This is a genomic window from Rummeliibacillus sp. JY-2-4R, from assembly GCF_053847205.1.
Genome location: NZ_CM132623.1, coordinates 3,141,102 through 3,158,265 on the forward strand (window position 1 = coordinate 3,141,102; position 17,164 = coordinate 3,158,265).

Here is a 17,164-nt window from a genome sequence, read left to right on the forward strand (position 1 = left end):
TTAACTTAGGGACCATAAAAAGCCCATAGCTTTAAAAATGTATCATTTAAAGATGATGTCTGTATTGTTCAGGCATCATCTTTTTATGTATGTTGTTCTTTACAATCAGGAGCATTAGTTGAAGTATGATTTATAAAAAATCTGTATCTACGATTTTCTAACAAAGTATAGACTCATTCAAAAAATCAGATTTATAGTATCTAATGATTTCCCTATTATTCTTCCTTATTACCGGCATTTAAATATTCATCTTTTAATATAGAGTAATGTGCACTATCTACTAGGACACCTTTTATCTTGTGGTTTCTACGAAGGGTCCCTTCATATGTCATACCTAAGCGATCCAATACTTTTCCGGAAGCACCATTCCTAACTTCATACTCTGCAAACACTCGTTCTAAACCTAGTATATTGAAAGCCAATTCGAGTATTAATTTCCCTGCTTCGTTCATGTAGCCATTACCCCAGAAATGCCTATTTAATGTATAACCCAATTCTCCACTATTATTGTATTCATGCACTCTGAACTCAATAGCCCCAATCATTTTATTGTTTTCTTTTAATATAATTGCATATTTACCGATTGGCTCTTTCATAAAATAGTTTGCTATCATTCTCTTTGTTTGATTTAAATCTGTATGTTGGTCATAAAGATAACGTGTAGTTTCTTCATCAGATGTGTATTCATACATATCTTCAGCATCATCAAGCGAAACAGGGCGTAAAAAGATACGCTCGCTTTCCATCTGACTGTGCTCAACCATTAAAAGGTTTATATTATCCATTTCAACACTCCCGTTTTATCTTATTTAATTACATATAAATTTACCGACTATTCAAATTATTATAACATACTACAACTATTTAACCGTTTTATGAAACAGACTTTTTATGACTGCAAAAAAAGAAGAAGGCGAACTTTAAAAAGTTCGCCTTCTAAAATCAAATCGGCACGCCGATTATTTTGCTATTTAAATATTAACCAATAGAACCTTCCATTTCGAACTTGATTAAACGGTTCATTTCAACTGCATATTCCATAGGAAGTTCTTTTGTGAATGGTTCGATAAAGCCCATTACGATCATTTCTGTTGCTTCTTGTTCAGAAACACCGCGGCTCATCAAGTAGAATAATTGTTCTTCAGACACTTTAGAAACTTTTGCTTCATGTTCAAGAGCAATTTGGTCATTCAATACTTCGTTATATGGAATTGTATCAGAAGTTGATTGATTATCCATGATTAACGTATCACATTCAACATTTGCACGAGCATTCGTTGCTTTTTTACCAAATTTCACGTTACCACGGTATGTTACGTTACCGCCGTGTTTAGAAATGGATTTAGAAACGATTGTTGAAGATGTGTTTGGTGCTAAGTGAATCATTTTCGCACCAGTATCTTGGTTTTGGCCGCGACCAGCAATAGCGATTGATAATGTTAAACCACGAGCGCCTTCGCCTTTTAAGATACATGCTGGGTATTTCATAGTAAGTTTAGAACCGATGTTACCATCAATCCATTCCATAGTAGCATGTGCATCACATGTTGCACGTTTAGTAACTAAATTGTACACGTTGTTTGCCCAGTTTTGGATTGTAGTGTAACGGCAATATGCATCTTTCTTGATAAAGATTTCTACAACCGCACTATGAAGAGAGCTAGTTGTATAAACTGGTGCTGTACATCCTTCAACATAGTGTACGCTAGCGCCTTCATCAACAATGATTAATGTACGTTCAAATTGACCCATATTTTCAGAGTTAATACGGAAGTAAGCTTGAAGTGGAGTTTCAAGAACAACACCTTTTGGAACATAGATGAAAGAACCACCTGACCAAACCGCTGAGTTTAATGCAGCAAATTTGTTGTCATTTGGAGGAATTACTTTACCAAAGTATTCTTTGAAAAGATCTTCATTTTCACGAAGAGCAGAGTCAGTGTCTTTGAAAATAACACCTAAATTTTCAAGTTCTGCTTTCATATTGTGATAAACTACTTCAGATTCATATTGAGCAGATACACCAGCAAGGTATTTTTGTTCTGCTTCTGGAATACCTAATTTATCAAATGTTGCTTTGATTTCTGCTGGTACTTCATCCCAAGAGTTTTGAGTTGCTTCAGATGGTTTTACATAGTAAGTAATTTCATCGAAGTTAAGTGCAGATAAGTCGCCACCCCATTGTGGCATTGGTTTTGAATAGAAAATGTCCAATGATTTTAGACGGAAATCTAACATCCATTGTGGCTCATTTTTCATTTTAGAAATTTCTTTAACGATTTCAGGAGTAAGCCCACGTTCTGTACGGAAAATGGATACGTCTTTATCATGGAATCCATACTCGTAATCGCCAATTTCAGGCATTTGTTTAGCCATTTTTTCTCCTCCGTTCTTCTGGTTATATCTATTATAAATTCGCTTCTTTAATACCTTTTTCCATTGCTTTCCAAGAAAGTGTTGCACATTTAATACGTGCTGGGAATTGAGCAACACCTGAAAGTGCTTCTACATCTCCAAGGTCAAGCGAATCATCATGTTCATGACCTAGCATCATTTCTGAGAAGACATGAGCTAATTCTACCGCTTCTTCTGTTGTTTTACCTTTAATCGTGTCTGTCATCATAGAAGCAGAAGACATTGAGATGGAACATCCTTCACCTTCAAATTTGGCATCAACAACAACGCCATCTTCTACTTGTAATGATAAATGGATGCGATCTCCACATGTAGGGTTATTCATATCAATGGATACATTTGAATCATCGATTACACCTTTGTTACGTGGTTTTTTATAGTGATCCATGATAACTGAACGATATAATTGGTCTAGGTTATTCATTGACATCAGCAAAATACTCCTTCGCTTTTAGCAACGCTTCAACAAGTCGATCAATATCTTCTTCAGTATTATAAATATAGAAACTTGCACGAGCTGTTGCAGTACATTCAAGCCATTTCATCAATGGTTGTGCACAGTGGTGTCCTGCACGCACAGCTACACCTTCCATATCAAGTACTGTGGCAACATCGTGTGGGTGAACGCCATCAATATTGAAAGTAATAAGTCCAGAGCGTTTCTTAGGATCATGAGGACCATAAATTGAAACGCCATCAATTGCACTTAGTTTTTCCATTGCGTAACTAGATAATTTTTGTTCATGTTCGATAATATTCTCCATACCAATCTCTTCTAAGAAATCGATTGCAGCTCCTAAACCGATTGCTCCTGCAATATTAGGAGTACCACCTTCAAATTTCCAAGGAAGATCAGCCCATGTTGATTCATATAAACCAACAGTACTAATCATTTCACCACCAAAAGCAAGTGGTTCCATGTTTTCTAGGAGTTCCTTTTTACCGTATAGTACCCCAATACCAGTCGGTCCACACATTTTATGACCAGAGAATGCTAGGAAATCACAATCTAAATCTTGCACATCTGTTTTAAAATGTGGCACGCCTTGTGCTCCATCAACAACCATGTAAGCGCCATGTGCATGGGCAACTGCAGCGATTTCTTTAATTGGGTTTACTGTACCTAATACGTTAGAAGCAAATGCGATTGAAACGATTTTTGTTTTGTCAGTAATCGCTTCTTTTACTTTGTCCATTGATAATGTACCATCTGGGTTCATATCAATATATTTAAGTGTAGCATTTTTTTCTTTTGCTAATTGTTGCCATGGGATTAAGTTAGAGTGATGTTCCATGTATGTGATGACGATTTCGTCGCCTTTTTTAACATTTACACGTCCAAAGCTTGCAGCAACCATATTTAAACTAGCAGTTGTACCTCTAGTGAAAATAATTTCTTCAGTTGAATTCGCATTGATAAACTTACGAACCTTTTCACGTGCGCCTTCATAAGCATCAGTCGCACGATTTCCTAATGTATGCACACCACGGTGAACATTAGAGTTTTCGTATTCATAGTAATGTTTGACAGCTTCTAAAACTTGAGTAGGTTTTTGAGTAGTAGCTGCACTATCTAGATATACTAAAGGATGACCATTTACTTCTTGATTTAAAATTGGAAAATAGCTTCGAATATCGGTTTTAATCATTAGCGAACTTTCCTTTCAATGACCTCCGTCAGTTGTTTTTTTACACCTTCGATAGGTAATTTGTTGACAACTGGCGCAAGGAATCCATGGATTATTAAACGTTCAGCTTCTGCTTTTGAAATACCGCGGCTCATTAAGTAATACAATTGAACTGGATCCACACGACCAACAGAAGCAGCGTGTCCTGCTGTTACATCATCTTCATCAATTAATAAAATTGGGTTTGCATCGCCACGAGCATCTTTGCTTAGCATAAGAACGCGTGATTCTTGTTCAGCATCTGCTTTTGTAGCACCATGCTCAATTTTACCAATACCATTGAAAATAGCGCGAGATGAGTCTTTCATAACACCGTGAGTTAAGATATAGCCATTTGAAGCTTTACCCCAATGTCTAACTTCAGTTGTGAAGTTTTGACTTTGTTCACCACGACCAACTACTACAGATTTGGCATCTGCGTAAGAGCCGTCACCTTTTAAGTATGTGATATTTTCAGAAATTGTATCGCTATCATTCATTAAGCCAAGAGCCCAATCTACTTTAGCATCACGGTGAAGAATAGCGCGACGATTTACATAAGTAGTGAATCCTTTTGCAAGAACGTCTACAGCGCCAAAAGTTACTTTTGCGTTATCATTAACGATTACTTCTGCAATAATATTAGCTTGGCCTTTTGCTTCTTCAATAGTAGAAAGATAGTTTTCTACATAAGTTACTTGGCTATTTGCTTCAGCAACGACTAATACATGGTTATATAATGATGCATCCGCATGATCATGTAGGAATACAGCTTGAATTGGCTCTTCTACAATGACGTTTTTAGGAACATATACAAACACGCCACCATTTACTAATGCTGCATGTAGAGCAGTTAGTTTGTGTTGGTCTACTTCTACGCCTTCAGTCATAAAATATTTTTGTACAAGATCGCTGTGTTCGCGAGCTGCAGTTAAAATATCTGTCATGATGACACCTTGAGAAGCTAGTTCTTCTGAAAGTTTTAAAAAGGCTGGTGTATTGTTGTGTTGAATATACACATTTTGTTGACCTTCAGCATCAACAATTGCTTTTACTTCTTCAGGAAGTTCTTCTAGTGATGCAAAAGGTGCACTATCTACTACTAGGCTTGGAAATTCTGTGAAGTTCCATTTTTCTACATTTGTTTTATCTGGTTTAATCATTGGTAGTGTATCAACGTTCGCTAATGCACGTTCACGAAGCTCAGTCAACCAGCTAGGTTCATTGTTAGCTTCAGAGAAAGAGCGTACATCTTGAGCGGTTACTGATAATTTTGTTTCAACCGTCATGTTTGCTCAAATCCTCCCTATTATGCTTCTTGTTCAGATGTTTCTTCGGCTTCGTCTTCGATACCTAATTCTTTTTTAACCCAATCGTAACCTTCAGCTTCAAGTTTTTGAGCTAATTCTTCGCCACCTGATTTAACAACACGACCTTGCATCATAACGTGTACGTGGTCTGGTTTAATATAGTTAAGTAGACGTTGGTAGTGAGTAATCATTACGCAACCGAAGCCTTCACCGCGCATTTCGTTGATACCTTTAGATACAACTTTAAGAGCATCAATATCAAGACCAGAGTCAATTTCATCTAAGATTGCAAATTTAGGTTTGATCATCATTAATTGAAGAATTTCATTACGTTTCTTTTCACCGCCTGAGAATCCTTCGTTTAAGTAACGTTGACCCATTTCTTCAGGCATTTCTAAGAATTCCATTTTGTTATCTAATTCGCGGATAAATTTCATAAGTGAAATTTCATTACCTTCACCACGACGAGCATTGATTGCTGAACGCATGAAATCTGCATTTGTAACACCAGAAATTTCTGATGGGTATTGCATTGCTAGGAATAGACCAGCTTTTGCACGTTCGTCTACTTCCATTGCTAAGACATCTTCACCGTCTAAAGTAACAGAACCTGATGTTACTTCATATTTTGGGTGACCCATAATAGCAGATGCTAAAGTAGATTTACCAGTACCATTTGGTCCCATGATTGCATGTATTTCGTTTGTATTGAGTGATAAGTTTACACCCTTTAAAATCTCTTTTCCGTCGATAGAGACGTGAAGATCTTTAATGACTAATGTTGACATTCCAATACCTCCATTTAAATTCAGGTGAAATGAATTTGTACCCATTTCTAATTTAATATCATTCTAATTTTAGCCTAAAAAAAAGACCTTTGCAAATCATTTGAAAATGTTTCTCAATTTATTCTAAGAATGTTGATATATATCCATTCTTAAAGCTATTATACTAGCTAAATATTGCTTTAGTTGAAAATCGAATGATTTTCAATAGCTGTTTTATAATTGAGAATGGATTTCACTATGCACACAGTAATAATATCACTTTTTTAGTGTAATGGAGCATTTTAGTTCTTAAATTTTAGTGAATCCAATATGGCGACTTATGTCGTAATAGGTGAAATTATATAAATGTAATAATTTTTTATTGCGATTGGGCTTATACGGGGCTGGACGATCTCCTTTTATATAGAAGAAATATTAATTGACTGAAACTTAAATTGATGAGTTTGCCCATTTAATTTAGAAAACCATGGATGTTTAAATTGTGCCTGACGAGTTGAACCAGTTAGTTCCTTTACCCAAATGATGGCTGATACAAACCGCGAAAAAATCTCCTATCAAAATGCCGAGCATTTTAGATAGGAGACTAATTTTTTCTTATATATTACTGTGCAACTGCATGTGTGCTGCGTAGATATAAGTTGACGCTTTCTGCTACGTTTCTTCCTTCGTTGATAGCCCAAACAATTAAGCTTTGACCACGTCTTGCGTCGCCTGCTGCAAATACACCATCAACGTTTGTTGCGTAGGTTTTTGATTTTGCTGCAATTCGGTTATTTGTGATTTGGACGCCGAATTGTTCAGCAACACCGTTTTCAGTACCTTCGAAGCCAATGGCAACAAAGACATAGTCTGCTGGCCATACTCTTTCAGTACCTGGTAACTCATTGAAATACACGTATCCTTCTTCACTAACCACTTTTTCCATTTGAATGGTATGCAACTCTTTTACATGACCAGTACTATCTGCAACGATTTTCTTTGTTTGAATACAATATTCGCGTGGGTCTCGGCCAAATTTTGCATCTGCTTCTGCATATGCATAGTCTAATTTGTACACTTGTGGATTCGTTGGCCATGGATTATCCATTGGACGATTTTCAGGTAGTTGTGGATGCTTACCAAATTGGAATACTGTTTTACAATTTTGGCGCATAGCTGTTGCTACACAGTCAGCACCTGTATCACCACCACCAATGACAATCACGTTTTTGCCTTTCATATCAAGAAATTTGCCATCTTCGAAATTAGAATCTAGCAAGCTTTTTGTAGTAGAGGTTAAATAATCCATAGCAAGGACAACACCTTCTGCTTCGCTTCCTTCAATATGAAGATGACGTTGCTTTGTTGCACCTGTGCAAAGAATAACTGCATCAAATTGTTCTTTTAATTCATCCGCTGTTATATCTTTGCCGATTTCAGTATTCAAGATAAATTGAATACCTTCATCTGATAACAATTGAACGCGTCTTTCTACAACGTCTTTTTCCAATTTCATATTTGGAATACCATACGTTAGAAGACCACCGGCACGGTCAGCTCTTTCGTAAACTGTTACGCTATGTCCTTGTTGGTTTAACTGGTCTGCAGCAGCTAAACCTGCAGGACCAGAACCAACAACAGCTACTTTTTTCCCTGTACGATGTCCAGGAACTCTTGGTGTAATCCAACCGTTTTCAAACCCTTTATCAATGATTGCACGTTCAATACTTTTGATTGCAACAGCAGGGTCTGAAATAGCTAACGTACATGATCCTTCACAAGGTGCAGGACAAACTCTTCCTGTAAACTCAGGGAAATTATTTGTTAAAAGAAGACGATCTAACGCTTCTTTCCATTTACCATGATAAACCAAATCATTCCATTCAGGGATAACATTATGAATTGGACAACCTGCTGCTGAACCACGAATTTCCATTCCCATATGACAAAATGGTGTACCACAATCCATACAACGAGCACCTTGGGTTTGAAGAGCTTCATCTGTTAGACGTGAAGAATATTCTTTCCAATTTTTTATACGCTCTAGTGGTTGTTGTTCTTTCCCTTTTTCTCGGCTATAATCCATAAATCCAGTAGGTTTCCCCATCTAGAACTCCTCCTTATTTAACAGAAAGCACTAAATCCTTTTTAGATGTATTTGCTATAAATGCTTTCATCGTTGCTTGATCTTCTGATAATCCTTGTGCTTCAAATTCATTAATACGATCGATCATTTTCTTATAATCAGTTGGAACGACTTTGATAAAGCGACCAACATATTGTGACCAGTTACTTAAAACTTGTTTTGCTTTGGTACTTTCTGTGTAATGAACATGTTGTTCTAATAATTGATGCAACACTGCCTCATCTTCTTTAGAATGAACACTTTCAAAACCAATCATTTCGTGATTACATTTCCCTTTAAATTCTTGTGGATTGTCTGCTAGAACATAAGCGATACCGCCTGACATACCTGCACCAAAGTTTTTACCTACATCACCTAAGATAACAACATGGCCACCAGTCATATATTCACATCCGTGATCTCCAATACCTTCAACAACAACATTTGCACCACTGTTACGTACTGCGAAACGTTCTCCTGCACGACCATTAATATACGCTTCACCACTTGTTGCGCCATATAAGCATACATTTCCTGCAATAACATTCGTTTCTGCTTGACCTTTGACTTCTGAATTGATTACAACTTTACCGCCTGATAAGCCTTTACCGAAGTAATCATTTGCATCACCATCGATATGCATTAACATCCCTTTTGGAATAAATGCTCCGAAGCTTTGGCCTGCAGAACCTGTAAAGTTCAATGTAATGGTATTATCAGCAAGTCCTCTTGCACCATATCGTTTTGAAATTTCACTTCCGACAATTGTCCCTACAACACGGTCTGTATTTTTAATTGGAAAATGGAATGATACAGGTTTTTCTTCTACAATTGCTTCTTCGACTTTACCAAGGATTTCACGTAAATCAAGAGATTGTTCTAGCTTATGGTCTTGCTCAACTTTTTTCGTTCTTGGTCCATCCACTTGATATAGAATTGCATCTAAATCTAATTGACCAGCTTTCCAATGATTTTTTGCACGATCGCTTACTTCTAAAATATCTGTACGTCCAACCATTTCTTCAAATGTTCTAAAGCCAAGCATCGCCATATATTCACGAACTTCTTCTGCAACAAATTTCATAAAGTTCACAACATGATCTGCTGTTCCCATGAATTTCTTACGAAGTTCAGGGTTTTGCGTTGCAACCCCAACTGGGCAAGTATCTAAATGACAAGCTCTCATCATGATACAACCAAGGACGATTAGTGGAGCTGTAGCGAATCCAAATTCCTCCGCACCAAGTAATGCTGCCATCACGACGTCTTTACCTGTCATTAATTTACCATCTGTTTCGAGTGTTACTCGATCACGAAGTCCATTTAACATTAATGTTTGATGAGCTTCAGATAATCCCAATTCCCAAGGAAGTCCTGTATGCTTAATACTTGTTTTTGGTGATGCCCCTGTACCACCATCATAACCACTAATGACAATAACATCTGCTGCACCTTTTGCTACACCAGCAGCAATTGTACCAACACCTGATTTAGCAACTAGCTTTACGCTAATTCTTGCATTTCGGTTTGCATTTTTTAAGTCATGAATAAGTTCAGCCATATCTTCAATTGAATAGATATCATGATGCGGTGGTGGTGAAATAAGTCCAACGCCTGTGGTAGAACCACGAACTTCTGCTACCCATGGGTAAACTTTATTCCCTGGTAATTGACCACCTTCACCTGGTTTTGCACCTTGTGCTAATTTGATTTGTAGCTCATCCGCATTGACTAAATAATGGCTGTTCACACCAAATCGACCAGATGCAACTTGCTTAATAGAACTTCTTCGATTATCCCCGTTTTCATCGATTGCGTAACGGTTTGGGTGCTCGCCACCTTCACCACTGTTACTTTTACCACCAATTCTATTCATGGCAATCGCTAGTGTTTCATGAGCTTCTTGGCTAATTGAACCATAAGACATAGCACCTGTTTTGAAACGTTTCACAATAGATTCTACTGATTCAACTTCTTCAAGCGGGATTTTATTTTCAGCCTTTTTGAAGGTTAATAGATTTCTTAAGAAACCAATTTGTTCTTCATTCGCCATTTCAGTGTATTGATGGAATAATCCAAAGTCTCCATTACGAGTTGCTTGCTGTAATGTGTGGATTGTTTTTGGATTGAAAGCATGATGTTCTCCTTGATAACGCCATTGGAAACTACTACCTGCTTCTAATACTTTTTCAATCGATTCTACTGCGGCAGAGTGTTTAGCATTAGCTTCTTTAGCGATTGTTGTTAAATCAATTCCGCCAAGTTTTGACACAGTTCCTGTAAAGTACTGATCAATTACTTCTTGACTAATACCAACTGCTTCGAAGATTTGTGCTCCACGATAGCTTTGTACTGTTGAAATACCCATTTTGGACATTACTTTGACAACGCCCTCTGAAGTAGCTTTGACATAACGTTTTACTGCTTCTTCATAGCTATAATTGATATGACCATCTTCGATTGCTTGAGCCGTTGTTGCAAATGCTAAATACGGATAAATTGCATCTACACCATAACCAATTAATGTAGCAAAGTGATGTACTTCTCTCGTCTCACCTGTCTCAACGATGATACTTACTTTTGTACGTTTACCAGTTTTTACAAGATGTTGATGAAGACTACTTGCTGCAAGAAGAATTGGCATCATCTTAGTTTTAGCATTTAATTCTCTATCAGATAAAACAAGCAATTGTACCCCATTTTCAATCGCTTTATCTGCTTCATCTGCTATACGTGCTAAGTCCTTTTCTAAATCTTCAGACATTGAAATGTCGATGATTGTCATATCGAATTGATCCTGTGTTTTTAATTGTGCAAATTGACTTTTCATCAACACAGGTGTTTCTAAAAAGATTCGATGACAATTTTCTGCACTTGGATGTAATAAGTCACCTTCCGCACCTAGTAGAGTCATTGTTGACGTCACGATATGTTCACGAATTGAATCAATTGGCGGATTTGTAACTTGTGCAAATAATTGTTTAAAGTAATTAAATAAAGATTGTGGTTTGTCAGATAAAACTGCTAGTGGTGCATCATTCCCCATTGATCCTAGCGGGTCTTTTCCGCCTGCCACCATCGGTACAATATATTTTTGAACATCTTCATGCGTATAGCCGAACACTTTTTGTCTGAATAGTAAGTCTTCTATAGTTTCAGGTTGTTCATTTGTAGGCTCAACCACTATTAGGTTTTCTTCTAACCACTTAGCATAAGGTTGTGCCTGTGCCATCTCAGATTTTAACTCTTCATCTGAAATAATCCGTCCTTGTTCTAAATCAACAAGTAACATTTTCCCTGGACTTAAACGTTCTTTGTAAACAATATCTTCTTCCCCTATATCTACTACACCAACTTCTGAAGAGAAGATAATGTAATCATCCTTTGTGACATAATAACGTGCAGGTCGTAAACCATTACGGTCTAGAATTGCACCAATTTGTTTCCCATCTGTAAAACAAATAGCTGTTGGACCATCCCATGGTTCCATTAAAGTACTTTGATATTGATAGAAAGCTTTTTTCTCTTGTGAGATATGTGGATTTTCTGACCAAGGTTCTGGTATCATCATCATCGCCGTTTGTGCAGGTGTTCGACCCGCTAATACGAAGAATTCAAATGCGTTGTCTAACATGGATGAATCACTACCAGATTGATCGACGATTGGTAATACTTTATCAAGGTCTTCTCCAAAGGCTTCTGAGATAAATTGTTGCTCACGTGCATTCATCCAGTTAATATTGCCTCGTAGTGTATTAATCTCCCCATTGTGAATAATATAACGATTAGGATGTGCACGTTCCCATGATGGGAATGTATTTGTACTGTAACGTGAATGAACCATCGAAAATGCTGACGTAAAACGTTCATCTTGCAAATCAAGATAAAACGTTGCTACTTCTTCTGGTGTTAGTAACCCCTTAAACACCATGGTTCGACTGGACATGCTCGGACAGTAGAAATCTTTGCCATTGTTTTTTGCCCAAATCTCAGTTTGTTTACGAATCAAATATAGTTTTCTTTCAAAAGCAAGAGAATCATTTACATTTACAGCTTTGATAAATACTTGGCGAACAACTGGTGCAGATTGTTTTGCTATATCACTTAAAACTCCTGGATTCGTTGGAACTGTTCTCCAACCCAGTAATTCTTGGCCTTCGACTTGGATGAATTCATTAATTTTATTTTCGATTTCCTCTTGTACTGATAAGTCTTTATCAAAAAATAACATCCCTACCCCATATTGTCCGACTGCAGGTAATGTCCAATTACTACAAACTTCTCTAAAATAGCTATCTGGTATTTGGACCATTAACCCTGACCCATCTCCAGTTTTACCATCACTACCGCGTCCAGCTCTATGATCTAATCTACATAACATTTCCAGGCCTTTCATAACGATGTCATGAGTAGCTTTTCCTTGTAACTGTGCATAAAGTCCAATACCACATGCATCATGTTCTAATTGTGGAGAGTATAAACCTTGTGCTGTTGGAATTTGGTGAAATGTCATATGATTCCCTCCTTTATATATAAAGAATATCTTAAGTACATTTTAGATTTTCAAATTGATATAAACAATATATAATTTGGATAGGATTAATCTATATATTAGATGGAAAGGAGTTGACATGGCATGGAATTACGACAATTACGCTACTTTGTTGCTGTAGCAGAAAGAGAACATATATCTGAAGCAGCGGAAGTACTACATGTTGCACAATCTGCAGTAAGTCGTCAAATTGCCAATTTAGAAGAAGAATTGGGCATTGAATTATTTGAAAGAGTCGGTCGAAATGTAAAACTGACACAAATAGGTAAAACTTTTCTTGAACATACCATATCAGCATTACAAGCAATTGATTTTGCAAAAAAACAAATTGATGAATATTTGGATCCCGAAAAAGGAACGATTAAAATTGGGTTTCCTACAAGTCTTGCAAGCTTTCTATTACCGACTGTCATTTCAGCGTTTAAAAAAGAGTATCCAAATGTTTCATTTCAACTGAGACAAGGCTCTTATCGATTTCTGATTAACGCAGTGAAGGATCGTGAGTTAAACTTAGCATTTCTAGGACCGGTACCTGCAAAAGATGAATCGATTAATACGAAGATTTTATTTACCGAAAACATCTCAGCACTTGTACCTTCAACACATCCATTAGCAAACAAAGGTGAAATTCAATTAACGGATTTACGAAAAGATGGCTTTGTGTTATTTCCTAAAGATTACATTCTAAACAAAGTGGCAGTTGAAGCTTGTAAATCTGTAGGCTTTAAACCAAATGTTAATTCAGTGGGTGAAGATATGGATGCTATTAAAGGTTTAGTAGCAGCCGGAATAGGTGTGAGTCTTTTACCTGAAAGTGCATTTTTTGATGCTACACCTCGTCGAACTTCAAGATTAACGCTGACCGAGCCACCATTCACACGGAATGTCGGGATCATTTACCCGACTAAACGCGAACTAGCGCCATCAGAAAATATTTTCTTGAACTTTGTAAGTAATTTCTTCTCCAGATTAACGCAGTTTAAATAGCTCGCTTAACATGCTTATGTTGATTTATTTTCATTCAAATTTTCTGAATTGCATGTAATCTATTAGAAGTGGGTGAATGATGTGCTTAGAAATATTAGAAGCATTAAACAAAAAAGAGGCTGTCCCAAAAGTGAATGTATCACTCACTTTTGGACAGCCTCTTCTACTAATTCAATTCATTATTTTGAAACTGGAACAACGGAACCTTTCCACTCTTTGTTGATGAAATCTTGAATTTCTTTAGAGTGTAGGACATCTACTAATTTTTTCACAGCAGCGTTATCTTTATTTTCTTTTTTCACTGCTACAACATTTACATATGGAGAAGAGTTTTTGTCTTCAAGTGCAATTGCATCTTTTGTTGGAGTTAAACCTCCATCAATCGCAAAGTTAGAGTTGATGACAACAGCATCTCCTTCGTTGTTATTATACATTTGCACTAACATTTCTGCAGAAGTTTTGTCGTCAATTTTTAGATGTTTAGGGTTTGTTGCGATATCTTTAAGTTCAGCAGATGATTTATTAACACCTTTTTTCAAAGTGATTAGACCATTTGATTCTAATAATGTAAGAATACGACCTTGGTCAGATACAGAGCTACTAATTAAAATTGTTGCTCCGTCTGGAAGTTCTTTTAGAGATTTATATTTTTTAGAATAGACACCGATTGGTTCGATATGGATTCCACCTGCACTAACAAAATCATAACCATTATCTTTAATTTGTTGGTCTAGGTATGGAATAGTTTGGAAATAGTTTGCATCTATATCGCCTGAATCAAGATCTTTGTTTGGTAAAATATAATCTTGGTATTTTTGGATATCTAGTTCTACCCCTTCTTTTTCAAGAATAGGTTTTGCTTTTTCTAAGATTTCTGCGTGAGGTACATTAGAAGCACCTACTACTAACTTAGTTTCTTTTGAATCACCAGATGATGCTTTATCATTGCTTCCGCATGCTGCTAGACTTAGCGCTAGTGATGCTGTTAGAATTCCTGCTACAATTTTCTTCATGTTCTTTTCCCCTTTTCTTTATACATTTCATTATGTTAACGTAATTTACGTTTGAACCAAATTATCTTTTATCTGTTTTTGCTGTGATAAAGTCACCGATAAATTGAATGATAAAAACGATAACTAACACAAGTACCGTAGCGACAAATGTGACATCATTACGACTACGTTGGAAACCATCCATAAACGCTAAGTTCCCTAAGCCACCTGCACCGATGACACCTGCCATCGCTGTATAACCGACTAATGCTACAGCTGTTACGGTAATTCCAGAAATAAGTGCTGGAAGGGATTCTGGTATTAAAACCTTCCAAATGATTGTCCAAGTTTTTGCACCCATAGAGCGTGCTGCTTCAATGACACCTTTATCGATTTCACGTAAAGCAATAAGAACCATTCGTGCATAGAATGGTGCAGCACCAATGATTAATGCAGGCATAGCTGCATTTGCTCCACGAATTGTACCTAATAAGAATTTAGTAAATGGAATTAACAGAATAACTAAAATGATAAATGGAATGGATCTGAATATATTCACAACTGAACCAGTTAATAAGTTAGCTAGCTTGTTCGCCCAAAGTTGTGTAGGACTTGTAAGGAATAATATAATCCCTAAGACGATTCCAATAATAAAAGTTAGAATTGTTGAAACAGCTGTCATATATAAAGTTTCTCTTGTGGCTTCCCACATAAGTTCCCAATCGACATTCGGAAAGAGATCGTTAAGCATGACTGATCACCTCCGTTTTAATTCCTAGTTCATCTAAGTAATGAATTGCTTTTGTTGTATTCTCGTTGCTCCCGATGATGCGCACAATTAATGTTCCATATGGTCCACTCTTCGTAGGAGAAATATTACCGTGTACAATGTTAACATCAACATTAAATTCACGAATCAAATGTGAAATCACAGGTTGTTCTGTCTTTGCTCCAACAAAAAATAATTTGATCAATTGATCGTTCGGATAATTTTCAAGCATTTGAGAAATAGATTCTTTGTGACCTGCTGTTTCTGTCACTTGAGATACGAATTTCTTCGTCACGTCTGCTTGCGGAGATTGGAAAACTTCAAGAACGTTTCCTTGTTCTACTACTTTTCCCGATTCCATTACTGCCACACGATGACAAATTTTGCGAATAACATGCATTTCATGAGTGATTAACACAATGGTTAGTCCCAGTTTTTCATTAATACTCACAAGTAAATCTAATATTGCATCCGTTGTTTCCGGGTCTAGTGCTGAAGTTGCTTCATCACATAGTAGAACTTCTGGGTTATTAGCTAGCGCACGAGCAATCCCTACGCGTTGCTTTTGTCCCCCTGATAATTGGGAAGGATAGGCTTTTTCTCTTCCTTTTAATCCAACCAACTCTACTAGTTCAAGCACTTTCTTTTCACGTTCCGCTTTACTAATGCCCGCAATCTCTAATGGGAAAGCAATATTTTCTTCCACTGTTCTTGACCAAAGTAAGTTGAAATGTTGGAAAATCATACTGATTTTATGGCGAGCATTTCGTAATTCTTTTCCTTTAATTGCTGAAATGTTCTGCCCATTTACGGTAACGGTACCTGAAGTAGGCTTTTCTAAACCGTTAAGTAAACGAATCATTGTACTTTTACCAGCACCACTATAACCGATAATGCCAAAAATCTCACCATCATTTATTGATAAATTAACATCATTAACTGCAGTTAGAGATCCATTAGCGGTTTTGTATTTTTTTACTACATTTTTAAGTTGAATCATAATATTCAAAACCACCTTTTGTAAAATAAAGCTAAAAATAAATAAGACCTTTCTGCAAGATTAACAGAAAGGTCTAACGTACGTTTTATACGATAACCGTTCTCTCATCTTCCAAAGCATTTGACTTTGCGTGAATTGGCACCGTGTCACATTGTGACGGTTGCCGGGCTTCATAGGGCACTTCCCTCCACCTCTCTGAATAAGAGTTACGTAAATATTTATTTAATTATGTTTGATACTTTACCACTATATGATTATATCGTCAATCCTTTTTATGAAATTTTTCATATAAATACGACACGGATTGAAAAGCATAGATTTTATCGCGAACCTTACCATTCTCGGCAATCAGTAAGCATGGGACGCTTTCCACCTGATAATCATATGCGATTTGTTCGACAAAATTTAAATTTGCTTTACCTATTTTGATGTCTGGAAATGTTTGATCGATTACCTCCATCATTTTAGAAGCGACCATACATGTACCGCACATAGGAGTATATAAATAAAATGCACATAATGACTCGCTTTCCTTCATATGCTCCCATTGTTCTATTGTCCATTCTTGCATTGTCCGTCA

13 protein-coding genes and 1 riboswitch are annotated in these 17,164 nt (G+C 36.7%); of the genes, 1 reads left to right on the top strand and 12 read right to left on the bottom strand.

Translation table 11 applies throughout. The features are described from left to right. Window positions 1–215: 215 nt before the first annotated feature. From ACWV26_RS15435 to gltB, 8 genes are all read right to left on the bottom strand, one after another. Window positions 216–785, bottom strand: coding sequence for a GNAT family N-acetyltransferase (locus ACWV26_RS15435; RefSeq protein WP_455895595.1), 570 nt, complete (start codon window positions 783–785; stop codon window positions 216–218). A 193-nt stretch (window positions 786–978) separates the two neighbouring features. Then, window positions 979–2,376, bottom strand: coding sequence for a Fe-S cluster assembly protein SufB (gene sufB, locus ACWV26_RS15440; protein ID WP_455895596.1), 1,398 nt, complete (start codon window positions 2,374–2,376; stop codon window positions 979–981). A gap of 31 nt (window positions 2,377–2,407) precedes the next feature. Beyond that, window positions 2,408–2,845, bottom strand: a complete 438-nt coding sequence (sufU, locus tag ACWV26_RS15445) for a Fe-S cluster assembly sulfur transfer protein SufU (RefSeq protein ID WP_455895597.1) — start codon at window positions 2,843–2,845, stop codon at window positions 2,408–2,410. Then, window positions 2,832–4,064 (bottom strand): cysteine desulfurase, encoded by a 1,233-nt coding sequence (locus ACWV26_RS15450; protein WP_455895598.1) that lies wholly within the window; start codon window positions 4,062–4,064, stop codon window positions 2,832–2,834. Before ACWV26_RS15450 ends, sufU begins: the two co-directional genes overlap by 14 nt. After that, window positions 4,064–5,371 carry a Fe-S cluster assembly protein SufD gene (gene sufD, locus ACWV26_RS15455; protein WP_455895599.1) on the bottom strand — a complete coding sequence of 436 codons (1,308 nt, stop codon included), beginning with the start codon at window positions 5,369–5,371 and terminating at the stop codon, window positions 4,064–4,066. Before sufD ends, ACWV26_RS15450 begins: the two co-directional genes overlap by 1 nt. Before the next feature lie 20 nt (window positions 5,372–5,391). After that, window positions 5,392–6,186 (bottom strand): Fe-S cluster assembly ATPase SufC, encoded by a 795-nt coding sequence (sufC, locus tag ACWV26_RS15460; RefSeq protein WP_455898272.1) that lies wholly within the window; start codon window positions 6,184–6,186, stop codon window positions 5,392–5,394. A 595-nt stretch (window positions 6,187–6,781) separates the two neighbouring features. After that, complete coding sequence (locus tag ACWV26_RS15465) at window positions 6,782–8,266, bottom strand: glutamate synthase subunit beta (protein WP_455895600.1); 1,485 nt, start codon at window positions 8,264–8,266, stop codon at window positions 6,782–6,784. 13 nt (window positions 8,267–8,279) lie between these two features. Then, window positions 8,280–12,797 carry a glutamate synthase large subunit gene (gene gltB / locus ACWV26_RS15470; RefSeq protein ID WP_455895601.1) on the bottom strand — a complete coding sequence of 1,506 codons (4,518 nt, stop codon included), beginning with the start codon at window positions 12,795–12,797 and terminating at the stop codon, window positions 8,280–8,282. Window positions 12,798–12,920: 123 nt separating this feature from the next. On the opposite strand from gltB, the gene ACWV26_RS15475 reads away from it, so the two are divergent. Beyond that, complete coding sequence (locus tag ACWV26_RS15475) at window positions 12,921–13,823, top strand: LysR family transcriptional regulator (RefSeq protein WP_455895602.1); 903 nt, start codon at window positions 12,921–12,923, stop codon at window positions 13,821–13,823. A gap of 179 nt (window positions 13,824–14,002) precedes the next feature. Here the strand turns inward: ACWV26_RS15475 and ACWV26_RS15480 are convergent, their stop codons facing one another. From ACWV26_RS15480 to ACWV26_RS15495, 4 genes are all read right to left on the bottom strand, one after another. Then, a complete protein-coding gene (locus tag ACWV26_RS15480) occupies window positions 14,003–14,836 on the bottom strand; it encodes a MetQ/NlpA family ABC transporter substrate-binding protein (RefSeq protein WP_455895603.1) in 834 nt (277 codons plus the stop codon). Between the two features lie 61 nt (window positions 14,837–14,897). Then, window positions 14,898–15,566, bottom strand: coding sequence for a methionine ABC transporter permease (locus tag ACWV26_RS15485; protein ID WP_455895604.1), 669 nt, complete (start codon window positions 15,564–15,566; stop codon window positions 14,898–14,900). Continuing rightward, window positions 15,559–16,584, bottom strand: coding sequence for a methionine ABC transporter ATP-binding protein (locus tag ACWV26_RS15490; protein WP_455895605.1), 1,026 nt, complete (start codon window positions 16,582–16,584; stop codon window positions 15,559–15,561). The genes ACWV26_RS15485 and ACWV26_RS15490 overlap by 8 nt, the downstream gene beginning before the upstream one ends. Before the next feature lie 101 nt (window positions 16,585–16,685). Next, window positions 16,686–16,790, bottom strand: a riboswitch (SAM riboswitch). Between the two features lie 56 nt (window positions 16,791–16,846). Next, entirely contained in the window at window positions 16,847–17,155 is a 309-nt protein-coding gene (locus ACWV26_RS15495; RefSeq protein ID WP_455895606.1) for a thioredoxin family protein, read from the bottom strand. Window positions 17,156–17,164: the final 9 nt, after the last annotated feature.